General features: G+C 67.6%; 18 protein-coding genes. 6 read left to right on the top strand and 12 right to left on the bottom strand.

Going from position 1 to position 19254, the window contains the following annotated elements; all coding sequences use genetic code 11:
* Positions 1 to 33: 33 nt before the first annotated feature.
* From alc to ACWGE0_RS17690, 6 genes are read right to left on the bottom strand one after another with little or no spacing between them, the layout of a single operon-like run.
* Positions 34 to 1026, bottom strand: a complete 993-nt coding sequence (alc, locus tag ACWGE0_RS17715; protein ID WP_452261950.1) for an allantoicase — start codon at positions 1024 to 1026, stop codon at positions 34 to 36.
* Positions 1023 to 2312, bottom strand: coding sequence for an allantoinase AllB (allB, locus tag ACWGE0_RS17710; RefSeq protein WP_452261949.1), 1290 nt, complete (start codon positions 2310 to 2312; stop codon positions 1023 to 1025). The genes alc and allB overlap by 4 nt, the downstream gene beginning before the upstream one ends.
* 5 nt (positions 2313 to 2317) lie before the next feature.
* On the bottom strand, positions 2318 to 3310 hold the full coding sequence (locus ACWGE0_RS17705) for a glycerate kinase family protein (protein ID WP_452262090.1): 993 nt from the start codon (positions 3308 to 3310) through the stop codon (positions 2318 to 2320).
* Positions 3311 to 3330: 20 nt separating this feature from the next.
* Positions 3331 to 5031, bottom strand: a complete 1701-nt coding sequence (gcl, locus tag ACWGE0_RS17700; RefSeq protein WP_452261948.1) for a glyoxylate carboligase — start codon at positions 5029 to 5031, stop codon at positions 3331 to 3333.
* 1 nt (position 5032) lies between these two features.
* Positions 5033 to 5905: an NAD(P)-dependent oxidoreductase gene (locus ACWGE0_RS17695; protein WP_452261947.1), complete on the bottom strand. Its 873-nt coding sequence runs from the start codon at positions 5903 to 5905 to the stop codon at positions 5033 to 5035.
* On the bottom strand, positions 5902 to 6648 hold the full coding sequence (locus tag ACWGE0_RS17690) for a hydroxypyruvate isomerase family protein (RefSeq protein WP_452262089.1): 747 nt from the start codon (positions 6646 to 6648) through the stop codon (positions 5902 to 5904). The genes ACWGE0_RS17695 and ACWGE0_RS17690 overlap by 4 nt, the downstream gene beginning before the upstream one ends.
* 83 nt (positions 6649 to 6731) lie before the next feature.
* Here ACWGE0_RS17690 and uraD point away from each other — a divergent pair, with 83 nt between their 5' ends.
* Both uraD and pucL read left to right on the top strand, forming a co-directional pair.
* Positions 6732 to 7253 carry a 2-oxo-4-hydroxy-4-carboxy-5-ureidoimidazoline decarboxylase gene (uraD, locus tag ACWGE0_RS17685; protein WP_452261946.1) on the top strand — a complete coding sequence of 174 codons (522 nt, stop codon included), beginning with the start codon at positions 6732 to 6734 and terminating at the stop codon, positions 7251 to 7253.
* A gap of 4 nt (positions 7254 to 7257) precedes the next feature.
* On the top strand, positions 7258 to 8136 hold the full coding sequence (gene pucL, locus ACWGE0_RS17680) for a factor-independent urate hydroxylase (protein ID WP_452261945.1): 879 nt from the start codon (positions 7258 to 7260) through the stop codon (positions 8134 to 8136).
* Here the strand turns inward: pucL and ACWGE0_RS17675 are convergent.
* The 4 genes from ACWGE0_RS17675 to aceB all read right to left on the bottom strand — a co-directional run bounded on the left by ACWGE0_RS17675 (position 8063) and on the right by aceB (position 12570).
* A complete protein-coding gene (locus ACWGE0_RS17675) occupies positions 8063 to 9343 on the bottom strand; it encodes an FAD-dependent oxidoreductase (RefSeq protein ID WP_452261944.1) in 1281 nt (426 codons plus the stop codon). The two genes, pucL and ACWGE0_RS17675, sit on opposite strands and share 74 nt — an antisense overlap.
* Before the next feature lie 30 nt (positions 9344 to 9373).
* A complete protein-coding gene (locus tag ACWGE0_RS17670) occupies positions 9374 to 9841 on the bottom strand; it encodes an Imm1 family immunity protein (protein WP_452261943.1) in 468 nt (155 codons plus the stop codon).
* A 75-nt stretch (positions 9842 to 9916) separates the two neighbouring features.
* Positions 9917 to 11086 (bottom strand): DUF6986 family protein, encoded by a 1170-nt coding sequence (locus ACWGE0_RS17665; protein ID WP_452261942.1) that lies wholly within the window; start codon positions 11084 to 11086, stop codon positions 9917 to 9919.
* The gene (gene aceB, locus ACWGE0_RS17660) at positions 11086 to 12570 is read right to left on the bottom strand and encodes a malate synthase A (RefSeq protein ID WP_452261941.1); all 1485 of its coding nucleotides are present in this window, start codon (positions 12568 to 12570) and stop codon (positions 11086 to 11088) included. Before aceB ends, ACWGE0_RS17665 begins: the two co-directional genes overlap by 1 nt.
* 76 nt (positions 12571 to 12646) lie before the next feature.
* Here aceB and ACWGE0_RS17655 point away from each other — a divergent pair, with 76 nt between their 5' ends.
* Positions 12647 to 13393 carry an IclR family transcriptional regulator gene (locus tag ACWGE0_RS17655; protein ID WP_452261940.1) on the top strand — a complete coding sequence of 249 codons (747 nt, stop codon included), beginning with the start codon at positions 12647 to 12649 and terminating at the stop codon, positions 13391 to 13393.
* 262 nt (positions 13394 to 13655) lie between these two features.
* Here the strand turns inward: ACWGE0_RS17655 and ftsY are convergent, their stop codons facing one another.
* A complete protein-coding gene (gene ftsY, locus ACWGE0_RS17650; RefSeq protein ID WP_452261939.1) occupies positions 13656 to 14963 on the bottom strand; it encodes a signal recognition particle-docking protein FtsY in 1308 nt (435 codons plus the stop codon).
* A gap of 114 nt (positions 14964 to 15077) precedes the next feature.
* Here ftsY and ACWGE0_RS17645 point away from each other — a divergent pair, with 114 nt between their 5' ends.
* The gene (locus ACWGE0_RS17645) at positions 15078 to 16205 is read left to right on the top strand and encodes an anhydro-N-acetylmuramic acid kinase (protein ID WP_452261938.1); all 1128 of its coding nucleotides are present in this window, start codon (positions 15078 to 15080) and stop codon (positions 16203 to 16205) included.
* The gene (locus ACWGE0_RS17640) at positions 16193 to 17752 is read left to right on the top strand and encodes a sodium:solute symporter (RefSeq protein ID WP_452261937.1); all 1560 of its coding nucleotides are present in this window, start codon (positions 16193 to 16195) and stop codon (positions 17750 to 17752) included. The genes ACWGE0_RS17645 and ACWGE0_RS17640 overlap by 13 nt, the downstream gene beginning before the upstream one ends.
* Here ACWGE0_RS17640 and ACWGE0_RS17635 read toward each other — a convergent pair.
* Positions 17702 to 18625, bottom strand: a complete 924-nt coding sequence (locus ACWGE0_RS17635; protein ID WP_452261936.1) for a GNAT family N-acetyltransferase — start codon at positions 18623 to 18625, stop codon at positions 17702 to 17704. The genes ACWGE0_RS17640 and ACWGE0_RS17635 overlap by 51 nt on opposite strands.
* 94 nt (positions 18626 to 18719) lie before the next feature.
* Between ACWGE0_RS17635 and ACWGE0_RS17630 the strand changes: the two genes are divergently transcribed.
* A complete protein-coding gene (locus ACWGE0_RS17630) occupies positions 18720 to 19205 on the top strand; it encodes a tetratricopeptide repeat protein (protein ID WP_452261935.1) in 486 nt (161 codons plus the stop codon).
* Positions 19206 to 19254: the final 49 nt, after the last annotated feature.

Below are 19254 nucleotides of genomic sequence, written 5' to 3'. Positions count from 1 at the left end.
GAAAAGAATCAGACTGTGGTCGTACAACCACCGTCAGTTAGTCGTTTTGGCCCACATAGTCCGCAGGTGGGATAGACCATCACTCGTAGGGGTGCCGAGCACTCGGAGGCGTGCCATGCCTCCGTCGGGATAGATGTCGAGTCGCACCTGAGTCGCCTCGGTGCCGTCCACGACGAACCGGTGCCGCGTGTCCGGCTGCAACCGGGTGCGCGGGAGCAGGTCGAACCACGCCTCCGGGTCCTTGCGCTCGTCGCAGCCGCTGACCGACGCCCAGCCCGGCGCGTTGCCCTTGAAGTGACTGGTGTCGAGCTCGACCAGCTGCACGACGCCGGGTGCGGCGAGCCGCAGCGACACCCAGTCGTTGCCGTCGTCACGCCGGCGCGCGGTCTCCCAGCCCTCGCCCATGACCGTGGCCTGACCAGGGGAAATCAGGTTGTTGGGCGAGCTGTAGAACATGTTGCTGCACCCCGTGACGACCGCGCCGTTCTCCAGCGCGGCGAGGTCGATGCCGCCCACGAGCAGACGCGGGTCGGCGAGCGGTTCGCCGTGCACGCGCAGTCGGGCCACGCCGCCGTCGGGGTCGATGGTCAGGCGTACGTGCGTGACACGGCGTCCTTCGCTCACGTCGAAGTAGTGCTTGTCGTCGCCCTTGAGTGCGGAGCGTTCGACCAACGGGAACCACTCGGTGATCTCGTCGGCGGACGGATAGCCGTCGACCTGAGCACCTTCGACCCAGCAGAACGGCGGGTAGTTGCCCTTGAAGAACGCCGTGTCGACGACGACTCCGCGCACGACACCCGGCATCCCGAGCCGGATCACCGCTTGGTCGACGCCGGCCTCACGGCGGCGGCGGGTCTCCCAGCCGTCGTAGACCTGGCCTTTGTGACCGAAGGTGTAGGTCTGGTAGACCGGCTCGGCGGGCTTGATCAGGTTCTCCCGCTCGGCGAACAGCTCGTCGTTCGCCCACACCACACCACCTCCGACCGCACGTGAGGCGAGATCGGGCAGCCGGGTCCACTCGGTCATGCTTCTCCTCTGCGTAGCAACTTGCCCTGCGTTGTACTGATTTCCTTGCCGCGCAACCACGTCTGGCGCACAACGCCGTGCAGCGTGCGCCCGTGGTACGGCGTGACGGGGTTGCGGTGGTGGAGCTTGTTCTTGTCCACCACGAAAGTCTCGTCCGGTGCGAACACCACGAGGTCGGCGTCCTTGCCCGGTTCGATGGCGCCCTTGGTCTCCAGCCCGACCTGACGCGCCGGGTGCACGGCCATCCAGCGGACGACGTCGGTGAGCTGGAAACCCCGTTCCCGCGCCCCGGTCCACACCGCGGGCAGGCCGAGTTGCAGCGACGCGATCCCGCCCCACGCCGTGGCGAAGTCGCCTTCCTTCAGCTCGACCGTGCTCGGCGAGTGATCGCTGACGACCAGCTCGATCACGCCCTCGCGCAGCCCCTGCCACAACGCCTCGCGGTTCGACGCCTCGCGGATCGGCGGGCAGCACTTGAACTCCGTCTGCCCGTCGTGGATCTCCTCGGCCGTGAACGTGAGGTAGTGCGGGCAGGTCTCCGCGGTCACGGGGAGCCGGTCGCGGTGCGCCCCCTCGATGATGTGCAACGCGTCCGACGACGACAGGTGCAGCACGTGCGTACGGGCACCGGTCCTGCGGGTCAGCTCGACGACATCGGCGATCGCCCGGTTCTCGGCTTCGCGCGGCCGTGACGCGAGGAACCCCGCGTAGTCCGGTTCGGCGTCACGAACCGTGTGGGCGTCCTCGGCGTGCACGATCGTCAACGCGTCGAGCGTGGCGAGTTCCTTCAGTGCCGCTTCGAGCTCGGCCTTGGTCACCGCGGGGAACTCGTCGACACCCGAGTGCAGCAGGAAGCACTTGAAGCCGAAGACACCGGCCTCGTGCAACGGCTTCAGGTCGGCGAGGTTGCCGGGGATGATGCCGCCCCAGAACCCGACGTCCACCGACACGGCCGCCGCGGCCTTGCGCTTGATCTCCAGCGCCGCCACCTCGACCGTGGGCGGGATGCTGTTGAGCGGCATGTCGATGATCGTGGTGACGCCACCGGCGGCAGCGGCCTTCGTCGCCGTCTCGAAGCCCTCCCACTCGCTGCGGCCAGGGTCGTTGACGTGCACGTGCGTGTCGACCAGGCCAGGCAACAGCACCTCGTCGTCGGCGAGATGCATGATGTTCGGCGAGTCGATGAACGGCTCGACGGCGACGATCCTGCCGTCGACGACACCGACGTCGCAGGCGATCTCGCCCTGAGGGGTGATGACCCTGCGGGCGCGGAAGACCAGGTCCATGTCCCTCACTCTGACACCCAGTCGCGGGCGATGCGACCGCCGAGATCAGCCAGCAGCGGGTCCGCCTGGGCCATGCACCTCGTGACGTCCGGTTCGACGTCCAACAGCGCGTAGGCGGCCTTCAACCCGAGGTCACCGGGTTCGACCGAGCACTGACCCGCCACCGCGACCACCGGCACGTCCCCGGAGGCCCTGACCACCCCGTACGGCGCCTTGCCGTGCCGGGTCTGCGCGTCCAGCGACCCCTCGCCGGTGATCACCAGCGACGCCTCCGCGACTGCCTCGGCGAATCCGGCCAGTTCCAGCACCACCTCGATGCCCGGCCGGAACCGCGCGCCGAGCACCGCCAGCGCCGCGAACCCGATCCCGCCCGCCGCACCCGCGCCCGGTCGTGCCGCGTACTCCGGCCCGACCCGCTGGGCGAACGCTTCGAGCCGGGCTTCGAGGATCTCCACCTGTTCGGGTGAAGCACCCTTCTGCGGCCCGTAGACCGCCGCCGCACCGGACGGTCCGAGCAGCGGGTTGTCCACGTCCGAGGCCAGCACCAGGTCGACGCCGGTGAACGAGGCCTTGCCCAGCGCCTCCAGCATTCCGGCGCCGCCGTCCGTGCACGCGCTGCCGCCCAGCCCGAGCACGATCGTGGTGCAGCCGATGTCCAGCGCGGCCTTCAGCAGCTCGCCGACACCGTGGCTGGTGGCGTCGAGCGGCGCCGGCGTCTCCAGCAACGTGAGCCCGGCCGCCGAGGCCACCTCGACCACGGCGGTCGTGCCGCGCACCGCGAACGACGCGGGAACGGGCTTGCCCAGAGGCCCGGCCACCCATCGGCCGACCCTCATGAACCCGGCGGCGACGGCGGCGTCGACGGTGCCGTCGCCGCCGTCGGCCACCGGGAGGAGGCGCACGTCCACGTCCGGGACCGCCTCCCGCAGGCCGCGCGCGACGGCGGCAGCGACCTGCGGGGCGGTGAGCGATCCCTTGAACTTGTCCGGCGCAACGATCACTTTCGGGACCACTCGTGTCACGGCAGCGGCTCGAATTCCTTCATCGCGGCGATCGACGTGCCGTTCGCGGTGTTGCCCTCGCGTTCGATCATGATCTCCACGAGCACCGGCCTGGAGGTCCTGTCGGCCTCCTTGCGCGCCCACTCCAGCGAACCGCGGATCTCGCCGGGATCGGCCACGCGGATGCCGGAGCAGCCGTAGGCCTCCATGATCTTGACGTTGTCCGAGCCGCTGGTGTCGTAGTGGATGTCGACCTCGTACTTCATGTCGTAGCCACCGTGGTCCTCCGCCATCCGGATCAGGCCGAGGTACTCGTTGTTCAGCATGATCAGCACGAACGGCACGTCGTACTGGGCGCCGACCGCGAGCTCCTCCACGAGGAACTGGAACGAGTAGTCGCCGACGATGCCCACGACCTCGGCATCGGGCCTGGCCTTCTTCACGCCGATCGCCGCCGGGATCTCCCAGCCGAGCGGACCGGCCTGGCCGCAGACCTGGTAGTGCCGCGGCTTGTGCGCCTTCTGGTGCTGGCCGGACCAGATCTGGTAGAGCCCGATGGCCGTGACGAAGTAGGTGTCCGGGCCGTAGAAGTCGTTGATCTCCTTGAACACCCGCGGCGCCTTGACCGGCATGGTGTCGAAGTCCTCGCGCCGCAGCAGAGTGCGCTTGAGCTCCTGGCAGCGGTCGGCCCACTCGCCGGCGGCGCGCGGCCCCCGTTCACGAGCCTTCTCCAGCAACGCCTGCAGGAACAGCTTGGTGTCCGCGACGATCCCGAGGTCCGGCCCGAACACCTTGCCGATCTGCGTCGGTTCGACGTCGACGTGGATGAACTTCCGGTCGCCGCGGTAGGTCGCGAGGTCACCGGTGTGCCGGTCACCGAACCGCGCGCCGAGCGCCAGCACCAGGTCCGACTCCAGGAACGACGCGTTGCCGTAGCGCTGCGAGGTCTGGATGCCGGTCATGCCCGCGTACAGCGGGTGGTCCTCGTCGATCGCGCCCTTGCCCATCAACGTGGCCTGGATCGGGATCTGCAGGAACTCAGCCAGGTCCAGCAGTTCGGCGGACGCCTCGCCGAGGATGACACCGCCACCGGCGAGCAGCAGTGGGCGTTCGGCGGCGAGCAACATCTCCAGCGCCCGCTCGACCCGCGCGTCGGACGGCACGCTTTTGGGGACGGGCAACGGTTCGTCGATGCTCGAGTCCCACTCGATCTCCTGCTTCTGCACGTCGATCGGCAGGTCGATCAGCACCGGGCCGGGCCGTCCGGAGCGGGCGATCCGGAACGCCTCGCGGAAGATCCACGGCATCTGCGCGGCTTCCTTGACCTGCACCGCCCACTTGGTGACGGGCGCGGCGATCGACACGATGTCGACGGCCTGGAACGCCTCCTGGTGCAGCTTCGACACCGCGGCCTGGCCGGTGATGCACAGGATCGGCACGCTGTCGGCCTGCGCGGTGTAGAGCCCGGTGATCATGTTCGTACCGGCGGGACCGGACGTGCCGATCGCGACACCGACGTTGCCGGTCGTGCGCGACCAGCCGTCGGCCATGTGCGTGGCGCCCTCCTCGTGCCGCACGATGAGGTGCTCGATGGAACCGTCCTGCTCCATCGCCTTGTACAGCGGCAGGATCGCGGCGCCGGGGCAGCCGAACACGGTGTCGATGCCCTCTGACTTGAGGACCTCGACGACCGCCTGCATGACTGGGATCTTCGGCATTTCAGGCCCTTCCCGCGAAGTTCTCGATGACCTTGAGCAGCGCGGAGTGGTCGAGCGACCCGTAACCCTGCGCGCGTGCCGCCGCGACCAGTGCGGCGATCTGGTTGGTGACCGGCAGCGCGACGTCGGCGGCGCGTGCCGCGTCCAGTGCGATGCCCATGTCCTTGTGGTGCAGGTCGATCCGGAAGCCGGGCTGGAACTCGCGCGCGATCATGGACTCGCGCTTGAGGTCGAGGATCCGGTTCGCCGCGAGACCGCCCGCGAGCACGTCCAGGCCCGCCTTGGGGTCCACGCCGGACGCCTCGAGCAGCACGATCGACTCGGCGACCAGGGCGTAGATGCCGCCGACCATCAGCTGGTTCGCGGCCTTCACCACCTGGCCGGCGCCGTGCGGTCCGACGTGGACGATCGTCTTGCCGACGACCTCCAGGAACGGCCTGGCGGCGGCGAAGTCGGCTTCGTTGCCGCCGACCATGATGCTCAGCGACGCCTGGACCGCACCGGTCTGGCCGCCGCTGACCGGTGCGTCGAGCACGCGGACGTTCGACAGCTTCCGAGCGATCTCGATCGACGTGGACGGGCGGATCGTGCTCATGTCGATCAGCAACGTGCCGTCGTCGAACGTGACCTCGTCGATCACCGCTTCGACCTGCGGGTGGTTCGGCAGCATCGTGATGACGACCTCGGCGCCTGTCACGGCTTCCTGGGCGGATGCCGCTGCATTGCCGCCGTCGGCGACGAGCTTCTCCAGCGAGGCCGAGCTGAGGTCGAAGCCCGTCACGTCGTGCCCGGCGGCTACGAGGTGGGCCGCCATCGGGCTGCCCATGATGCCGAGGCCGATGAAACCGACAGTGGATCCCTTTGGGCGGGTCATGCTTGATCCCTCCAAGCGAAGGAGTGGGTGACGGGCTTGTACTCGGCGCCGACGAAGCCCGTGTAGCCGTTGGCGCGGAGCTTCGCGAGATGCCCGAAGATGTCGAGCTCGCCGGTGCCGGGCTCACCGCGTCCGGGAGCGTCAGCGATCTGCACGTGACCGATGAGGTCGACGTGGTCGGCGAGGAGGTCGAGGTCGTCGCCGTTCGTGGCGAGGTGGTAGAGGTCGGCGAGCAGCTTCACGTTGCCGCGGTCGATCTCTTCGATGACGTCGAACGCCTGTTGGGCGGTCTTGATCGGGTACTTGGGCGCGCCGCTGAGCGGCTCGATGACGATCTGCGCGCCGGCCTCTGCCGCGATGTCGGCGGCGAAGCGGTAGTTCGAGATGGTCTGCGCGGTGGTCTCGAAGTTGCCGTGCAGCGCGTTGAGCGTGCGGCAGCCGAGGCGGGCCGCGATGGCGACGGTGATCTCGACGTTCGTCCGGAACTCGGTCTCCCGGCCGGGCCAGGACGCGAGCCCGCGATCGCCCGCGGGCATGTCACCCGCGAAGAAGTTGAGGCCGACCAGACGCACGCCGGCGTCCTCGACGGCACGTTCGAACGCCTCGATCTCGCGCGTCTCGGGTACGGCGTCCGCGAACGGCCACCAGACCTCGACCGCGTCGAACCCGGCGGCCCGCGCCGCCTGTGGGCGCTCCAGCAACGGCAATTCGGTGAAGAGCATCGAGAGGTTGGCGTCGAACATCACTGAGGGGTCCTTCCACATTGCGGAAGTTAGATTCCGTACAACGGAGACACTAGACATTCCGCGCGGCCCAGGTCAAGAATGTGGAAGTTAGATTCCGCGATACAGAAACTTGGAGAGACGTGGACAGCTTCAACAGCGCCCCGGAGGCCGACCTTCGACCTCTCCTCACCGAGTGCCTCGCGGTACCCCGCTGGGTCGACGCGATAGTGGCGGGCAGGCCATACGCGTCGACGGATGCACTCCTCGCGGCTTCTTCGGTTGCCGCACAAGGACTTTCCGACGAGGAGGTGCTCGGCGCCATCGCCGGGCACCCGCGCATCGGCGAACGACAGAAGACAGGTGGGGTGTCGGCGAAGTGGTCGCGGTCCGAACAGTCCGGTGTGGACAGCTCCCAGGCTGATCGCCTGGCGGCTGCGAACGCGGCGTACGAGGATCGGTTCGGGCACATCTACCTGGTGTGCGCGACCGGCCTGAGCGGCGCGGAAATGCTCGGCAACCTGTCCTCACGCATGGACAACCCGCCGGAAACCGAGCTCCGCGTCGTCAACGACGAACTCGCGAAGATCGCCGCCTTGCGGCTGCAGAAGCTGATCGGGAGCTGAGAACATGGCCATCGTCCTGGGCCCGAACCAGTACGGAAAAGCCGAGAACCGCCTCGTCACGGTGTCGCGCAACGGTTCCGTGCACACGATCAAAGACCTGACCGTCAGCACCTCGCTGCGCGGAGACCTGGCCGACACGCACCTCACCGGCGACAACGCCAAGGTGCTCGCGACCGACACGCAGAAGAACACCGTCTACGCCTTCGCCAAGGAGGCGCCGGTCGGCGAGATCGAGGACTTCGCGCTGCGGCTGGGCCGGCACTTCGTCGGCACGCAGGAAGCCATCTCCGGTGCGCGGATCCTGATCGACGAGCACGCCTGGGAGCGCATCGACGGCCACGACCACGCGTTCTCGCAGGGGTCGAACGAGAAGCGCACCACCGCCGTGACGATCGAGGGCTCACAGGCGTGGGTCGTGTCGGGCGTGCGCGACCTCGTGGTGCTGAAGTCGACGGGTTCGGAGTTCCACGGCTACCCGAAGGACCCGTACACGACGTTGAAGGAGACGAACGACCGCATCCTCGCGACGTCGGTGACGGCGCGCTGGCGTTACGCCGGCACCGACGTGGACTGGGCGAAGTCGTTCACCGAGATCCGGTCGATCATGCTGAAGACGTTCGCGGACAAGCATTCCCTGTCGTTGCAGCAGACGCTGTACGCGATGGGCGAGGCAGTTTTGAACGCCCGCTCGGAGGTCGCCGAGGTACGCCTGTCCATGCCGAACAAGCACCACTTCCTGGTGGACCTCAGCGCGTTCGGGCTGGAGAACGACAACGAGGTCTTCTACGCCGCGGACCGCCCGTACGGCCTCATCGAGGGCTCGATCCTCCGGGACGACGCGCCGGACGCCGGTCTTGCCTGGAGTACTTTGCCAGCCTTCTGAACACCATCGGGTTGAACAGGCTCGCCGGCGAGGCGACCATGTGCACGACCCGGACGAAGCGGCGGAACAGGTCGGGGTCGTGCACGATCCCGGCCTGCCACTTCTTGAGGTACCAGCCGAGCACGCCGCCACGTTTGGTCTCCGCCCAGCTGCGGTCGGCGTTGCTGGACATCGCCCACGTCCCCTGCGCGGCCTTCGCGACCTTGCGCTGGAACGCCCGGCACCCCTTGGCGCTGAAGTCGTTGTGCTGCCGGAACAACAGCGCCTCCATCGCCGCCACGGTCATGCCCTGCCCGTAGACGGGGTTGAACGCGCACACCGCGTCGCCCACCGCCACCAGGCCGCCGGGCCAGTTCGCGGTGGTCTCGAAAGCGTTGCGGCGACTGGCGGTGCGGGCGAACAGGTAGACCGGCGTGAGCGGCTCGGCCTCGGCGAGCAGCTCCGAGATCGGCACCCGCAACGAGTCCAGGAACTCCTGGTAGCCGTCGAGGTCCCGCGGCGCGTGATCGTCGGCGGCACCCTGCGCGGTGACCATCAGCCGGTCACCCTCGATGCGCATCACCGCACAACCGCGCGTGATGTCCGGAGCCGACAGGCTTTGCGCGTACACCACGGGAAAGTCCTGCGGCGCGGTGTAGATCCGGGTCGCGTACCCGGTGCGGGAGTCGACCACCTCGGGTTCCGGCGCCGCGATCCCCGCCTCGGCGAGCCAGGCCGGCAGCTTCGACGACCGCCCGGACGCGTCGACGACCAGGTCCGCCTCGATCCTGCCGTCGCGCGTGAGCACGCCGTCCACGTTTCCGTCGCGGAACGACAACCCGGTGACGTGCACGTCGTCCACGATCTTCGCGGTGACGCGGCGCCGGATGCAGGTCTCCAGCAACGGGCGGCTCAACGACAGCAGCGGCAAGCCGGTCCGCGTGGTGGCCAGCCATCCGAGCGGGTTGAGGATCCGCATGTCCCCGGCGTCGACCAGCGGAGCCCCTGCGGCCACGAGTTCCTCGCGCAGCCCCGGGAACAGCTCCTCCATGAGCTCGCCACCGCGCACGAGCAACCCGTGCACGTGCCTGCCCTGCGGTACACCCGCCCGGTACTCGGGTTCGTCGGACAGCTTGTCCCGTTCCAGGACAACGACATCGTGAGACTCGCCCAGCACACGCGCCGCCAGCAAGCCGGCGATTCCCCCACCTATCACCACGGCCTTCATGGGCCCATTGAACCAGCGATCAGCTGAGGGTCACCGGTTCTCGGTCGTGCGCAGGGCCATCTGCTGGTCACGCCACGAGTGGAAGAGGTCCGCCTCGGAGTACCAGTCCACTCCGGTCGGGCGTTCCCCGGTCGTCATGAACTCGATGAGCAACTGCTTGTACAGCTTGAGCGGCACGCCGACGCCGGGTGGGAAGTCCGTGTACTTCTCGTTGACGTACGGGGCTTCCTCCGACCCCTTGGGCCAGCCCATGAAACTGTTGTCGACGAAGTACATGTAGCCCCACCCGCCGCGCACGGCGAGCACGACGTTGTGGTCGGGATCGCCCTCGGCGGTGAGCGCCCGCCCGAAGTGGTCGAGCGAACCGTCGTTGCACTCCGGCCTGCCGAGCAGGCGGATCAACGTGTCCACATCCGCTTCGCACGCGACGACCTGATACTTGTGCTCCGCCGCGTCGAGGTCGGGTAGCCCGGTCCAAAGGCCAGCACGCATGCTCATGCCAGCCACCCTGCACCCATTGCCGACAACATTCGACACCCATTGACAGAACCACACGAACGGGTGATGACCCGGTCAGACCGATCGTGCGACGAGCCCCTTCAGTGCTGACTCGTCCAGACCCGTCGCCACCTGCACTTCCACCGGATCGAGTGCACCGCAGTCCACCGCACGGAGGAAGAACGACGACAACGCCTGGGCGGTCGCGGGCTCGTCCAGAACGCCTCCCGAGACGCGCTGCACATAGGACTTCAGCCTTGTGGCGTCCGCGTCCAATCCCTCGCGGTAGAACGCGTAAACAGCCGCATAACGTGTCACCAATTGTGCCGGGTGCAAATCCCAACCCTGGTAGAAACCGTGTTCCAGCGACCGTCGCACCAGCCGGTAGTGCGTGTCCCAGCCGTGTTGCTTCTGGTCGCCGACGGGCAGCACGTTGGTGGAGCCGTCCGACAGCCGCACACCCGTTCCAGCAGCGCAAACCTGCATGACGTGCCGCGCGAAGTCACACGCGCCGTGCGCGAGGTGCTGCTGTGCCGCAGACAACCCGCAGCCAGCCGTGTAGTCGTAGGTGCCGAAGTGCAGACCTGTCACCCGGCCGCGGCCCGCCTCGATGAACCGCGGGATCGCCAGCCGGCCTTCTCCATCCACAACGGACTGCGTGGTCTCGACCTGGATCTCGAATTTCAGATCCTTCCCGAAGAGGTCGAGCACCTCGCCGAACACCTCGACCTGGTCGGCAGATGTCACCTTCGGGAAAGTGATGACGAAACCTGGCGGAACCTCTCCCAATGCTGTCAGGAAGATGTCCAGCGTCCGCAGCCCGCGCTCGCGCAACGCCTTGGTGTCGAACGACTTGATCCGCACCCCGAACGACGGCGGCGCGACGCCTTCCGAGAGCCAGCGCGACACGAGGTTCGCCGTGCTCTCGGCGTCCATGTCCTCGACGTCGTCCTCGGGCGCGCCGTAGCCGTCCTCGAAGTCGATCCGCAGATCTTCGATCGGCTCCCGCCGCAACTTCGCCTGAACGCGTTCGAGCACGCCCTCCGGCAGTTCGGGCAGGAGGTCCGGCTCGATCGACTCCAGCGCCTCCCGCCCCCAGTCGCCGATCGTGGTCCCGATGATGCGACCGGCGGGCACGTAGCACGTGTGCACGGGCTGACGCCCCACCGGCCAGTCACGCTCCACAGTGGACAACCGCGCGGTCACCCGCGCCACGTCGTCCGGCGACAGCGATGTCTCGTACATCAGATGCGCTCGTACGCCGGCAGCGTCAGGAAGTCGACGAAGTCCTCGGACAACGCGACCTGTTCGAACAGCTCGACAGCCGCCGCGACGTGCGGCCCCTCGACCTCGTTCCCCACCCGCGCCAGCACTTCCCGCACCGCGTCGGCGGTGACCTGGGTGCCGTCGTCCAGCACGACCTTGTTGTTGATCCACTGCCAGATCTGACTGCGCGAGATCTCGGCCGTGGCCGCGTCCTCCATCAGGTTGTGGATCGCCGCCGCCCCGTTGCCACCCAGCCACGACGCGATGTACCGCACCCCGACGTCAACGGCGCTTTCCAGCCCCGCGCGAGTAGCTCCACCACCCGCGGACTTGAAGTCCAGCAACTGCGCGCCCGTGACCTCGACTTCCGGCCGCTGCTTGTCGATCTGGTTGGGCTTGTCGCCCAGCACCCCGTCGAAGATCTCGCGGCAGATCGGCACGAGGTCCGGGTGCGCCACCCACGACCCGTCGAACCCGTCCGTCGCCTCGCGCGTCTTGTCCTCGCGCACCTTGCGCAGCGCGTTCTCCGTGACCTCGGGATCACGCCGGTTCGGAATGAACGCCGCCATGCCACCCATGGCGAACGCCCCGCGCTTGTGACACGTCTTCACCAGAAGCTCGGTGTACGCGCGCATGAAAGGCGCCGTCATCGTCACGCTGTTGCGGTCCGGCAGCACGAAGTCCGCCCCCGCGTCGCGGAAGTACTTGATGACGCTGAACAGGTAGTCCCACCGACCGGCGTTGAGCCCCGACGCGTGGTCGCGCAGCTCGTAGAGGATCTCCTCCATCTCGAACGCGGCCGGAATCGTCTCGATGAGCACCGTCGCCCTGATGGTGCCGTGCGGAACACCCTTCAGCTTCTGCGCCGTGGTGAACACGTCGTTCCACAGCCGTGCCTCAAGATGCGACTCCATCTTCGGCAGGTAGTAGTAGGGCCGCCCCAACTCGGCGTTGTGGAAGAAGTGCAGTCCGAAGTCCACGAGCGCACCCACAGCGTTCTTGCCGCCGAACTGCAGGTTCCGCTCGTCGAGGTGCCACCCACGCGGCCGCACGACGATCGTCGGATACGGCCCGCCCTTGAGCGAGTACTCCTTGCCCTCCGGCGAGGTGAACGCGATCGTCTCGCGCGCCGCCTCGTACAGGTTCACCTGCCCCTGCACGACGTTGTCCCAATGCGGCGTGTTCGCGTCCTCGAGGTCCGCCAGCCACACCTTCGCACCCGAGTTGAGCGCGTTGATCGTCATCTTCCGCTCAGTGGGCCCAGTGATCTCCACGCGCCGATCCCGCAGCGCCTCAGGAGCCTCCGCCACCTGCCACTCACCCTCGCGGATGCCTCGCGTCTCCTCGAGGAATCCAAGGGCCCGCCGCTCCTTGCGCAGGCCGAGCAACTCGTCCCGGCGGGCGGCATGCGCCTCGTGCAGCTTCGCCACGAACTCAAGAGCCTCGTCAGTGAGGACCTGCACCTGGATCCACCTCTCTCGGTTTTGCTGTGTGGACTATAGTTTTTGCATTGCGGAACTGCAACGAGAGGAGTCGCACGTGTCGACAGGTGGCGTGCAGTCGTTGCAAAGGGCGTTCGACCTGCTAGAACGCCTAGCCGACGCAGGCGGCGAAGCCTCCCTCTCCGAACTGGCCACCACCTCAGGCCTCCCCCTCCCGACGATCCACCGTCTCATCCGCACCCTCGTCACGCTGGGCTACGTCCGCCAGAACAGCAACCGCCGCTACACCCTCGGCTCCCGCCTGATCCGCCTGGGCGAAACCGCCTCGCGCCAATACGGCACCTGGGCCCGCCCGTTCCTCTCGCAACTAGTTGACTCAGTAGAGGAAACCGCAAACCTCGCGGTCCTGGACGGCGACGAGGTCGTCTACGTGGCCCAAGTCCCGTCAAAGCACTCGATGCGCATGTTCACCGAGGTAGGCCGCCGCCTGCTCCCCCACGGCACCGGCGTGGGCAAAGCGATGCTCTCCCAACTCCCCCGCGACGAGGTGAAGGCGCTCCTGGACCGCACCGGTCTACCCGCCTACACCTCGAACACCATCACCGACGCCACCGAACTGCTCGACTCGCTGGACGAGATCGCAACGCGCGGCTACGCACTGGACGAGTCCGAACAGGAACTGGGCGTCCGCTGCATCGCGGTACCGGTGATCGGCGGCCCAACCCTGGCCGCAGTGTCAGTCTCAGGCCCGGAGGGCAGGCTGACCAAGGACGCGGTGAACCGCATCCTCCCCGAGGTGCTGGCCATAGCGAAGCGCCTGGCAGACCAGGCCACCGGCTCTTAGCTATTCGCGAGCGTTTCCGGTGGTGTGGTCCCGTCACGAGTCGTTGTGGCTCGCTCCTGGTACGGCTTGTGACGGGACCACACCACCAACGCAACCACCTACGCAACGCGCCGCCGCCCAACGCAACTGGCGTGCCATCAACCCGCGCACGGCGTGGAACTGGTCCTTGATCAGATTGGCGGGGTCCGGGGCGGGGTCCGGGGCGGAGCCCCGGAATCCCTAAACAGAAACCGACGGTGCCAACCCGACCACCAGCGGACCGTCACCCGAGCAACGCGTCCACAAAGGCCCCAGGCTCGAACGGCGCCAGGTGGTCGGCCCCTTCCCCGAGCCCGACCAACTTCACCGGCACCCCGAGCTCCCGCTGCACCTGGAACACGATCCCGCCCTTGGCAGTCCCATCCAGCTTGGTCAACACAATCCCGGTGATGTCGACCTGCTCCGCAAACACCCGAGCCTGCGTCAACCCGTTCTGCCCAGTAGTCGCATCCAGCACCAGCAGGACCTCGTCCACCACAGCCTGCTTCTCGACGACGCGCTTGACCTTGCCAAGCTCGTCCATCAGGCCCTTCTTGGTGTGCAGCCGCCCCGCGGTGTCGACCAGCACCGTGGAAACCCCGGTCTCCACCCCGCGCTTGACAGCCTCAAAGGCAACCGACGCCGGATCCCCACCCTCAGGCCCGCGCACGGTCTCAGCCCCGACCCGCTTCCCCCACGTCTCCAACTGATCAGCCGCAGCAGCCCGGAACGTGTCCGCCGCACCCAGCAACACTGTGCGCCCATCAGCCACGAGCACCCGAGCCAGCTTGCCCGTAGTAGTCGTCTTACCAACGCCATTAACGCCCACCACGAGCAACACAGCGGGCTTACCGGCATGCGGCAGCGCCTTCAAGGACCGATCCATCTTCGGCCCCAACGCATCCACCAGCACCGACCGCAGCAACGCGGCGGCCTCGGCCTCGGTCCGCACCCCGGCCGAAGCGATCTTCGACCGCAACGTCTCCACGATCTCGGTGGTGGTAGCCGCCCCGAGGTCAGCGATCAGCAGCGTGTCCTCGACGTCCTGCCACGAGTCCTCGTCCAGGTCGCCGGCCCCGAGCAACCCCAGCAGCGAGGTGCCGAACGCGTTGCGCGACTTCGACAACTTCCCGCGCAGCCGCTCCAGCCGTCCCGCGGTCGGCTCGATCTCCTCGACCTCGGACGCCTCTTCCGGCAGGTCGACCTCGACGAACCCGCGCTTCACCGAGTCACGCGGCACCGAGGCGTCGTCCCCGACGCCTGGCTGCCCGTCGACCTCGGTCCGCTCTGCGACCGGATGCTCGACCGGCGCGGTGTCCTCCGCGACCTCGGCCACCTCCGCCCCGGCGACCGCCTCGGCCGAGGACGCGTCGGGCGCGGCAGGAGTGAGCGTGAAGCCGGACGAGGCCTGGTAACTGCCCGACCGGGGCGCCTCGTCCTTCTGGGTCAGGCTGATGCGACGGCGACGCGTCAGCACCACACCGGTCACCAGCGCGGCGATCAGCACGACCGCCACCACGGCGAGGATCAGGACAAGGGAAGACGTCGGCACGGGCTCATGGTTTCACAGGCCCGCATGTGACCTGTCAACCACATATTGCTCAATTAGGCGAAAATTTCACCAAAGCTCTTGCGCCCGGCTGCGGTGTGGAATAGACCACACGTCGTGAGGGTGATCGGACTGATTTCCGGCACGTCGATGGACGGCATCGACGTGGCCGTCGCCGACCTGTCGATCAGCGGTGACGTCGTCGAACTCGTGCCGGTGCAACACGCCGAGCACCCCTTCCCGAAGGACCTGCTGGAGAAACCCCGGGACCTCGCTGAAGTGTGCGCCTTCGACACGTCGCTCGGGCAGGCTTTCGGTGAAGTCGCCGCCGGATATCTGCCGGCCGACCTGATCGGCTCGCTCGGGCAGACCGTCCACCACGAGGTGCAGGACGGCGACTGCCTCGGCACGCTGCAGCTCGGGCAGCCCGCCTGGATCGCCGAACGGACCGGCGTCCCGGTCGTCGCGGACCTCAGGGTGCGAGACGTCGCCGCGGGAGGCCAGGGCGCACCGCTGGCGAGCACGCTCGACGCGCTCTGGCTGGCCGGTGACGCCCCCGCGGTCGCACTGAACATCGGCGGCATCGCGAACATCACCGTCGTCAGACCGGGCAGCCCGCCGATCGCGTACGACACAGGCCCCGGCAACGCGCTGATGGACGCCGTCATGGAGGTCATCTCCCACGGCCAGAGGCGCCAGGACACCAACGGCGAGTTCGCCAGCCGTGGCCAAACGCGCGAGGACATCCTCAAGAAGCTCCTCGCCGACCCGTACTACGCGAAGCCCTGGCCCAAGTCGACGGGCAAGGAGCTCTTCAACGCCGAGTACCTGCAAGGGTTTCCGACGGTGCCGGCCGAGGACATGCTCAGGACCCTCGCGGAGCTGACCGCCCGCACCATCGCGGACGCCTGCCGGGCGCACGACGCGAGCGTGGTGGTCGCGTCCGGCGGCGGGATGCGCAACCCGGTGCTGGTCGAGGCGCTCACGAAGGCGCTCGACCCGATCCCGCTCAAGATCAGCGACTCGCTGGGCCTGCCGAGGGACGGCAAGGAGGCCTACCTCGCCGCCCTGCTCGCATTCCTGACGTGGCACGGAGTTCCGGGCAACACGCCGTCCGCGACCGGTGCGTCCGGACCGCGGTTGCTCGGCAGCATCACGCCCGGCAACGGGCCGCTGCGGTTGCCTGAGCCCGTCACCACCGCCGTGACCAAGCTGAAAGTGGGGGAAGCGACGTGCGCGGACTAGACCTGGCGATCATCGCCCTGTTCCTCGTCGGCATGCCGTTGATCGGCACGTGGATCGGCGGCAGGCAGAAGTCGTCCACCGACTACTTCGTCAGCGAGAAGCGCATCTCGTGGTGGGTCGTCTGTCTGTCGGTCGTGTCCGCGGAAACCTCGACGCTCACCGTCCTGAGCGTGCCGGTGATCGCCTACATGGCCACGCCCGCGCAGGGCGGCATGACGTACCTGACGCTCGCGCTCGGCTACATCGTCGGGCGGATCATCGTCAGCTTCGTGCTGCTGCCGCGCTACATCGCCGGTGACCTCGTCACGGCGTACGCGTTCCTGGGCAAGCGGTACGGCAACGGCATGCGCGCCACGGCGTCCGTGACGTTCCTCTTCACCCGCCTGCTCGCGGACGGCATCCGGCTCTTCGCGACGGCGATCCCGATCAAGGTCGTGCTCGCCGAGTACGGGATCACCGCGTCGTACTGGGCGATCGTGGTCGCGCTGGGCATCGCGATGGTGTTCTACAGCTTCTTCGGCGGCGTGCGTGCGGTCGTGTGGGTCGACGCCATCCAGATGCTCTGGTACATCCTCGGTGGCGTCGTGGTGATCTGGGTGCTGGCCGGTCAGCTGCCGGACGGCTGGTTCAGCAAGGCCGCGGACCTGAACAAGTTCCAGATCTTCGACTTCACGTCGTCCCCGCTGACGGGCTCCTTCCCGTTCATCGCGGCGTTCTTCGGTGGCGCGCTGCTGTCGATGGCCTCGCACGGCGCGGACCAGCTGATCGTGCAACGGCTGATGGCCACGAAGGACGTCAAGTCCGCGCAGAAGGCGTTGATCGCGTCCGGTTTCGTGGTCTTCCTGCAGTTCGCGTTCTTCCTCGTCATCGGCGTGATGATGTGGGCGTTCTACAACGGCGTCGACCCGGTGAAGGACCTCAAGCTCAACAACAAGGACGAGCTCTTCGCCCACTTCATCGTCAACGACCTGCCGAGCGGCCTGTCCGGCTTCGTGATCGCCGGCATCCTCGCCGCCGCGCTGTCGTCTTCGTTGGGCGCCTTGGCTTCCAGCACGGTCACGGACATCTACGAACGCATCCGCAAGACCCCGATGACCGACGACGAACGCCTGCGCCACGGCCGGATCTGGACCCTCGTGTGGGCGGCCCTGCTGATCGTCTGCGCAGGCCTGTTCGCCTCCTCGAACAAGACCACGGCCGATCCGATCGTGGTGCAGGCGCTGGGCATCGCCGGCTACACCTACGGTGCGCTGCTCGGGGCCTTCCTCCTCGGCCTCATCTTCAAGCGCGTCACGCAGGTGGACGCGATCATCGCGTTCGTGTCGACGGTGCTCGTCGTCGGATTCGTGATTCTCGGGGTCAAGTTCGTCGGCAGCACGCCGACGATCGACTTCGCGAAGGCCGACGCGACCCGGAAGTCCCTGACCGGCTGGTGGAACACGCCCCTGGGGGTGGCGGTCACCCTGCTCGTCGGTGGATTGCTGTCATTGCGGCACTCACGCGGTGTGGCGGTAGGCGACGAGCTCGATGTGAAGGCGAAAGCCTAGGCGGGCGAACATCTTCTGCGACGACTCGTTGCCGGAGTGGATCGACGCGGCGGCCTGCGGTCGAGCACCGTGGTCCGCCGCGAGCTTCCACAGCAGTTCGGTGACGAGCGCGGCACCCACGCCCTGGCCGCGAACATCGGGTTCGACGGCCACGAAATCGATGTAGTACTCCTCGGGTTGGGCTTTGCCCGCCGCGTACCCGAGCACGCGTTGGCCGTCCATCGCGACGACGACCGTGCGGGTCTCCGGTTTGGATTCCACGAGTTGTTTGCCGGACAAGTACGTGCGGGGGAAACATCGTTCGTGCAGCACCGCAACGGCTTCGTGCACGAACACATCAGTCGGGAGGACGCGCATCTCACGTTCGCTGGGGCACTTCGCGTCCCTCAGCAGCAACGAGCGCAGATCCCCGTTGTCCAGTACGTGTATGGCGCTCGCCTTGCCGGCTGAGAAGCCGTGCCGTTCGGCGAACGCCGCCAGTCGTCGGTGGGCGGTGTGCCCGTACAGCTCCAGATCGGTGACGCCGGTGAGGAGCTCGGTGGCGCGGCGGAACATCGCGTCGGCGGTCTGATCCCAGATGCGGCTGCCCGCGGGGTGGTTGACCGGTACGTCGACGAACGGTCCGTGCAGCCACGCGCGGCCGAGCTCAGAGTCGATCTCCACGCTGAGCATGCCGGTGATGTTGTCGTCGGCGTCGACGGCGACCACCGTGCAGTCGGCCCAGCTGGGTTCGAACTCGGCGAGCTCCGCGCGGAGCTCTTCGCTTGTCTCACCGAGGTAACCGATGTGGTGCGCGTTGTCGGCCTGGAGCCGGACCAGCAGCGCCATCGTGGCGCCGAGGTCGCCAGGTTCGGCGAAACGGATGTCGTACATAGAAGGAATGGTTGCTCGCACGGCCGTTCGAAGCGAGGGAGTTTTCCCGGAAGGCTCAACGGGTGGGAGACGCGCTGCTCGATAGGATCGAGCAGTGCCCTCCGTCCGAGAACTGGAAGAGCTCGTAGCCGCACTCGGCGACGATCATCCTGACGCCCTGACCAGCAGGAACGACCTGGCAGAGGCCAGGGCGCACGCGGGTGATTTCCGGCGCGCGGCGACCGAGTTCAGGGCGCTCGTCAAGGACCGCACGGCCGCCGCGGGCGCGGACCATCCCCAGACGCTCGACGTCCGGCTGAACCTGGCGAGGGTGCTCGGCACGGCCGGACAGGTGACCAAGGCCATCGGCGTTTGCGAGCCCCTGCTGCGCGACCAGATCCGCGTCCTCGGTCCCGAGCACGCCGACGTCCTGGAGACCAGGCAGCTGCTCGCCAACCTGCGCTACAAGGCAGGTGACACCGAGGGGGCGATCGGGGATCTGGAGCAGCTGCTGACGGCTCTGTCGCACGTGCTCATGCCCACCCACGACCGGATCACCAAGGTGAAGCGCGACATCGCGTTCTTGAAGCGCCCCACGTGACGTGGGAGACAACACTCACACCCCTACCCAGATTCGGGCTTGCAGGGCA

The sequence above is a fragment of the Lentzea sp. NPDC054927 genome, assembly GCF_053610285.1.
The sequence above is the reverse complement of the archived record's forward strand: the minus strand, read 5'-3'. Positions and strand labels throughout refer to the sequence as shown.

Coding starts and splice junctions, on each gene's coding strand:
- gcl (WP_452261948.1), bottom strand. CDS start 5,031: ATGCCGAAGATCCCAGTCATGCAGGCGGTCGTCGAGGTCCTCAAGTCA.
- ACWGE0_RS17665 (WP_452261942.1), bottom strand. CDS start 11,086: ATGTACGAGACATCGCTGTCGCCGGACGACGTGGCGCGGGTGACCGCG.
- allB (WP_452261949.1), bottom strand. CDS start 2,312: ATGGACCTGGTCTTCCGCGCCCGCAGGGTCATCACCCCTCAGGGCGAG.
- ACWGE0_RS17635 (WP_452261936.1), bottom strand. CDS start 18,625: ATGTACGACATCCGTTTCGCCGAACCTGGCGACCTCGGCGCCACGATG.
- ACWGE0_RS17695 (WP_452261947.1), bottom strand. CDS start 5,905: ATGACCCGCCCAAAGGGATCCACTGTCGGTTTCATCGGCCTCGGCATC.
- ACWGE0_RS17675 (WP_452261944.1), bottom strand. CDS start 9,343: ATGAAGGCCGTGGTGATAGGTGGGGGAATCGCCGGCTTGCTGGCGGCG.
- ACWGE0_RS17690 (WP_452262089.1), bottom strand. CDS start 6,648: ATGTTCGACGCCAACCTCTCGATGCTCTTCACCGAATTGCCGTTGCTG.
- ACWGE0_RS17670 (WP_452261943.1), bottom strand. CDS start 9,841: ATGAGCATGCGTGCTGGCCTTTGGACCGGGCTACCCGACCTCGACGCG.
- alc (WP_452261950.1), bottom strand. CDS start 1,026: ATGACCGAGTGGACCCGGCTGCCCGATCTCGCCTCACGTGCGGTCGGA.
- pucL (WP_452261945.1), top strand. CDS start 7,258: ATGGCCATCGTCCTGGGCCCGAACCAGTACGGAAAAGCCGAGAACCGC.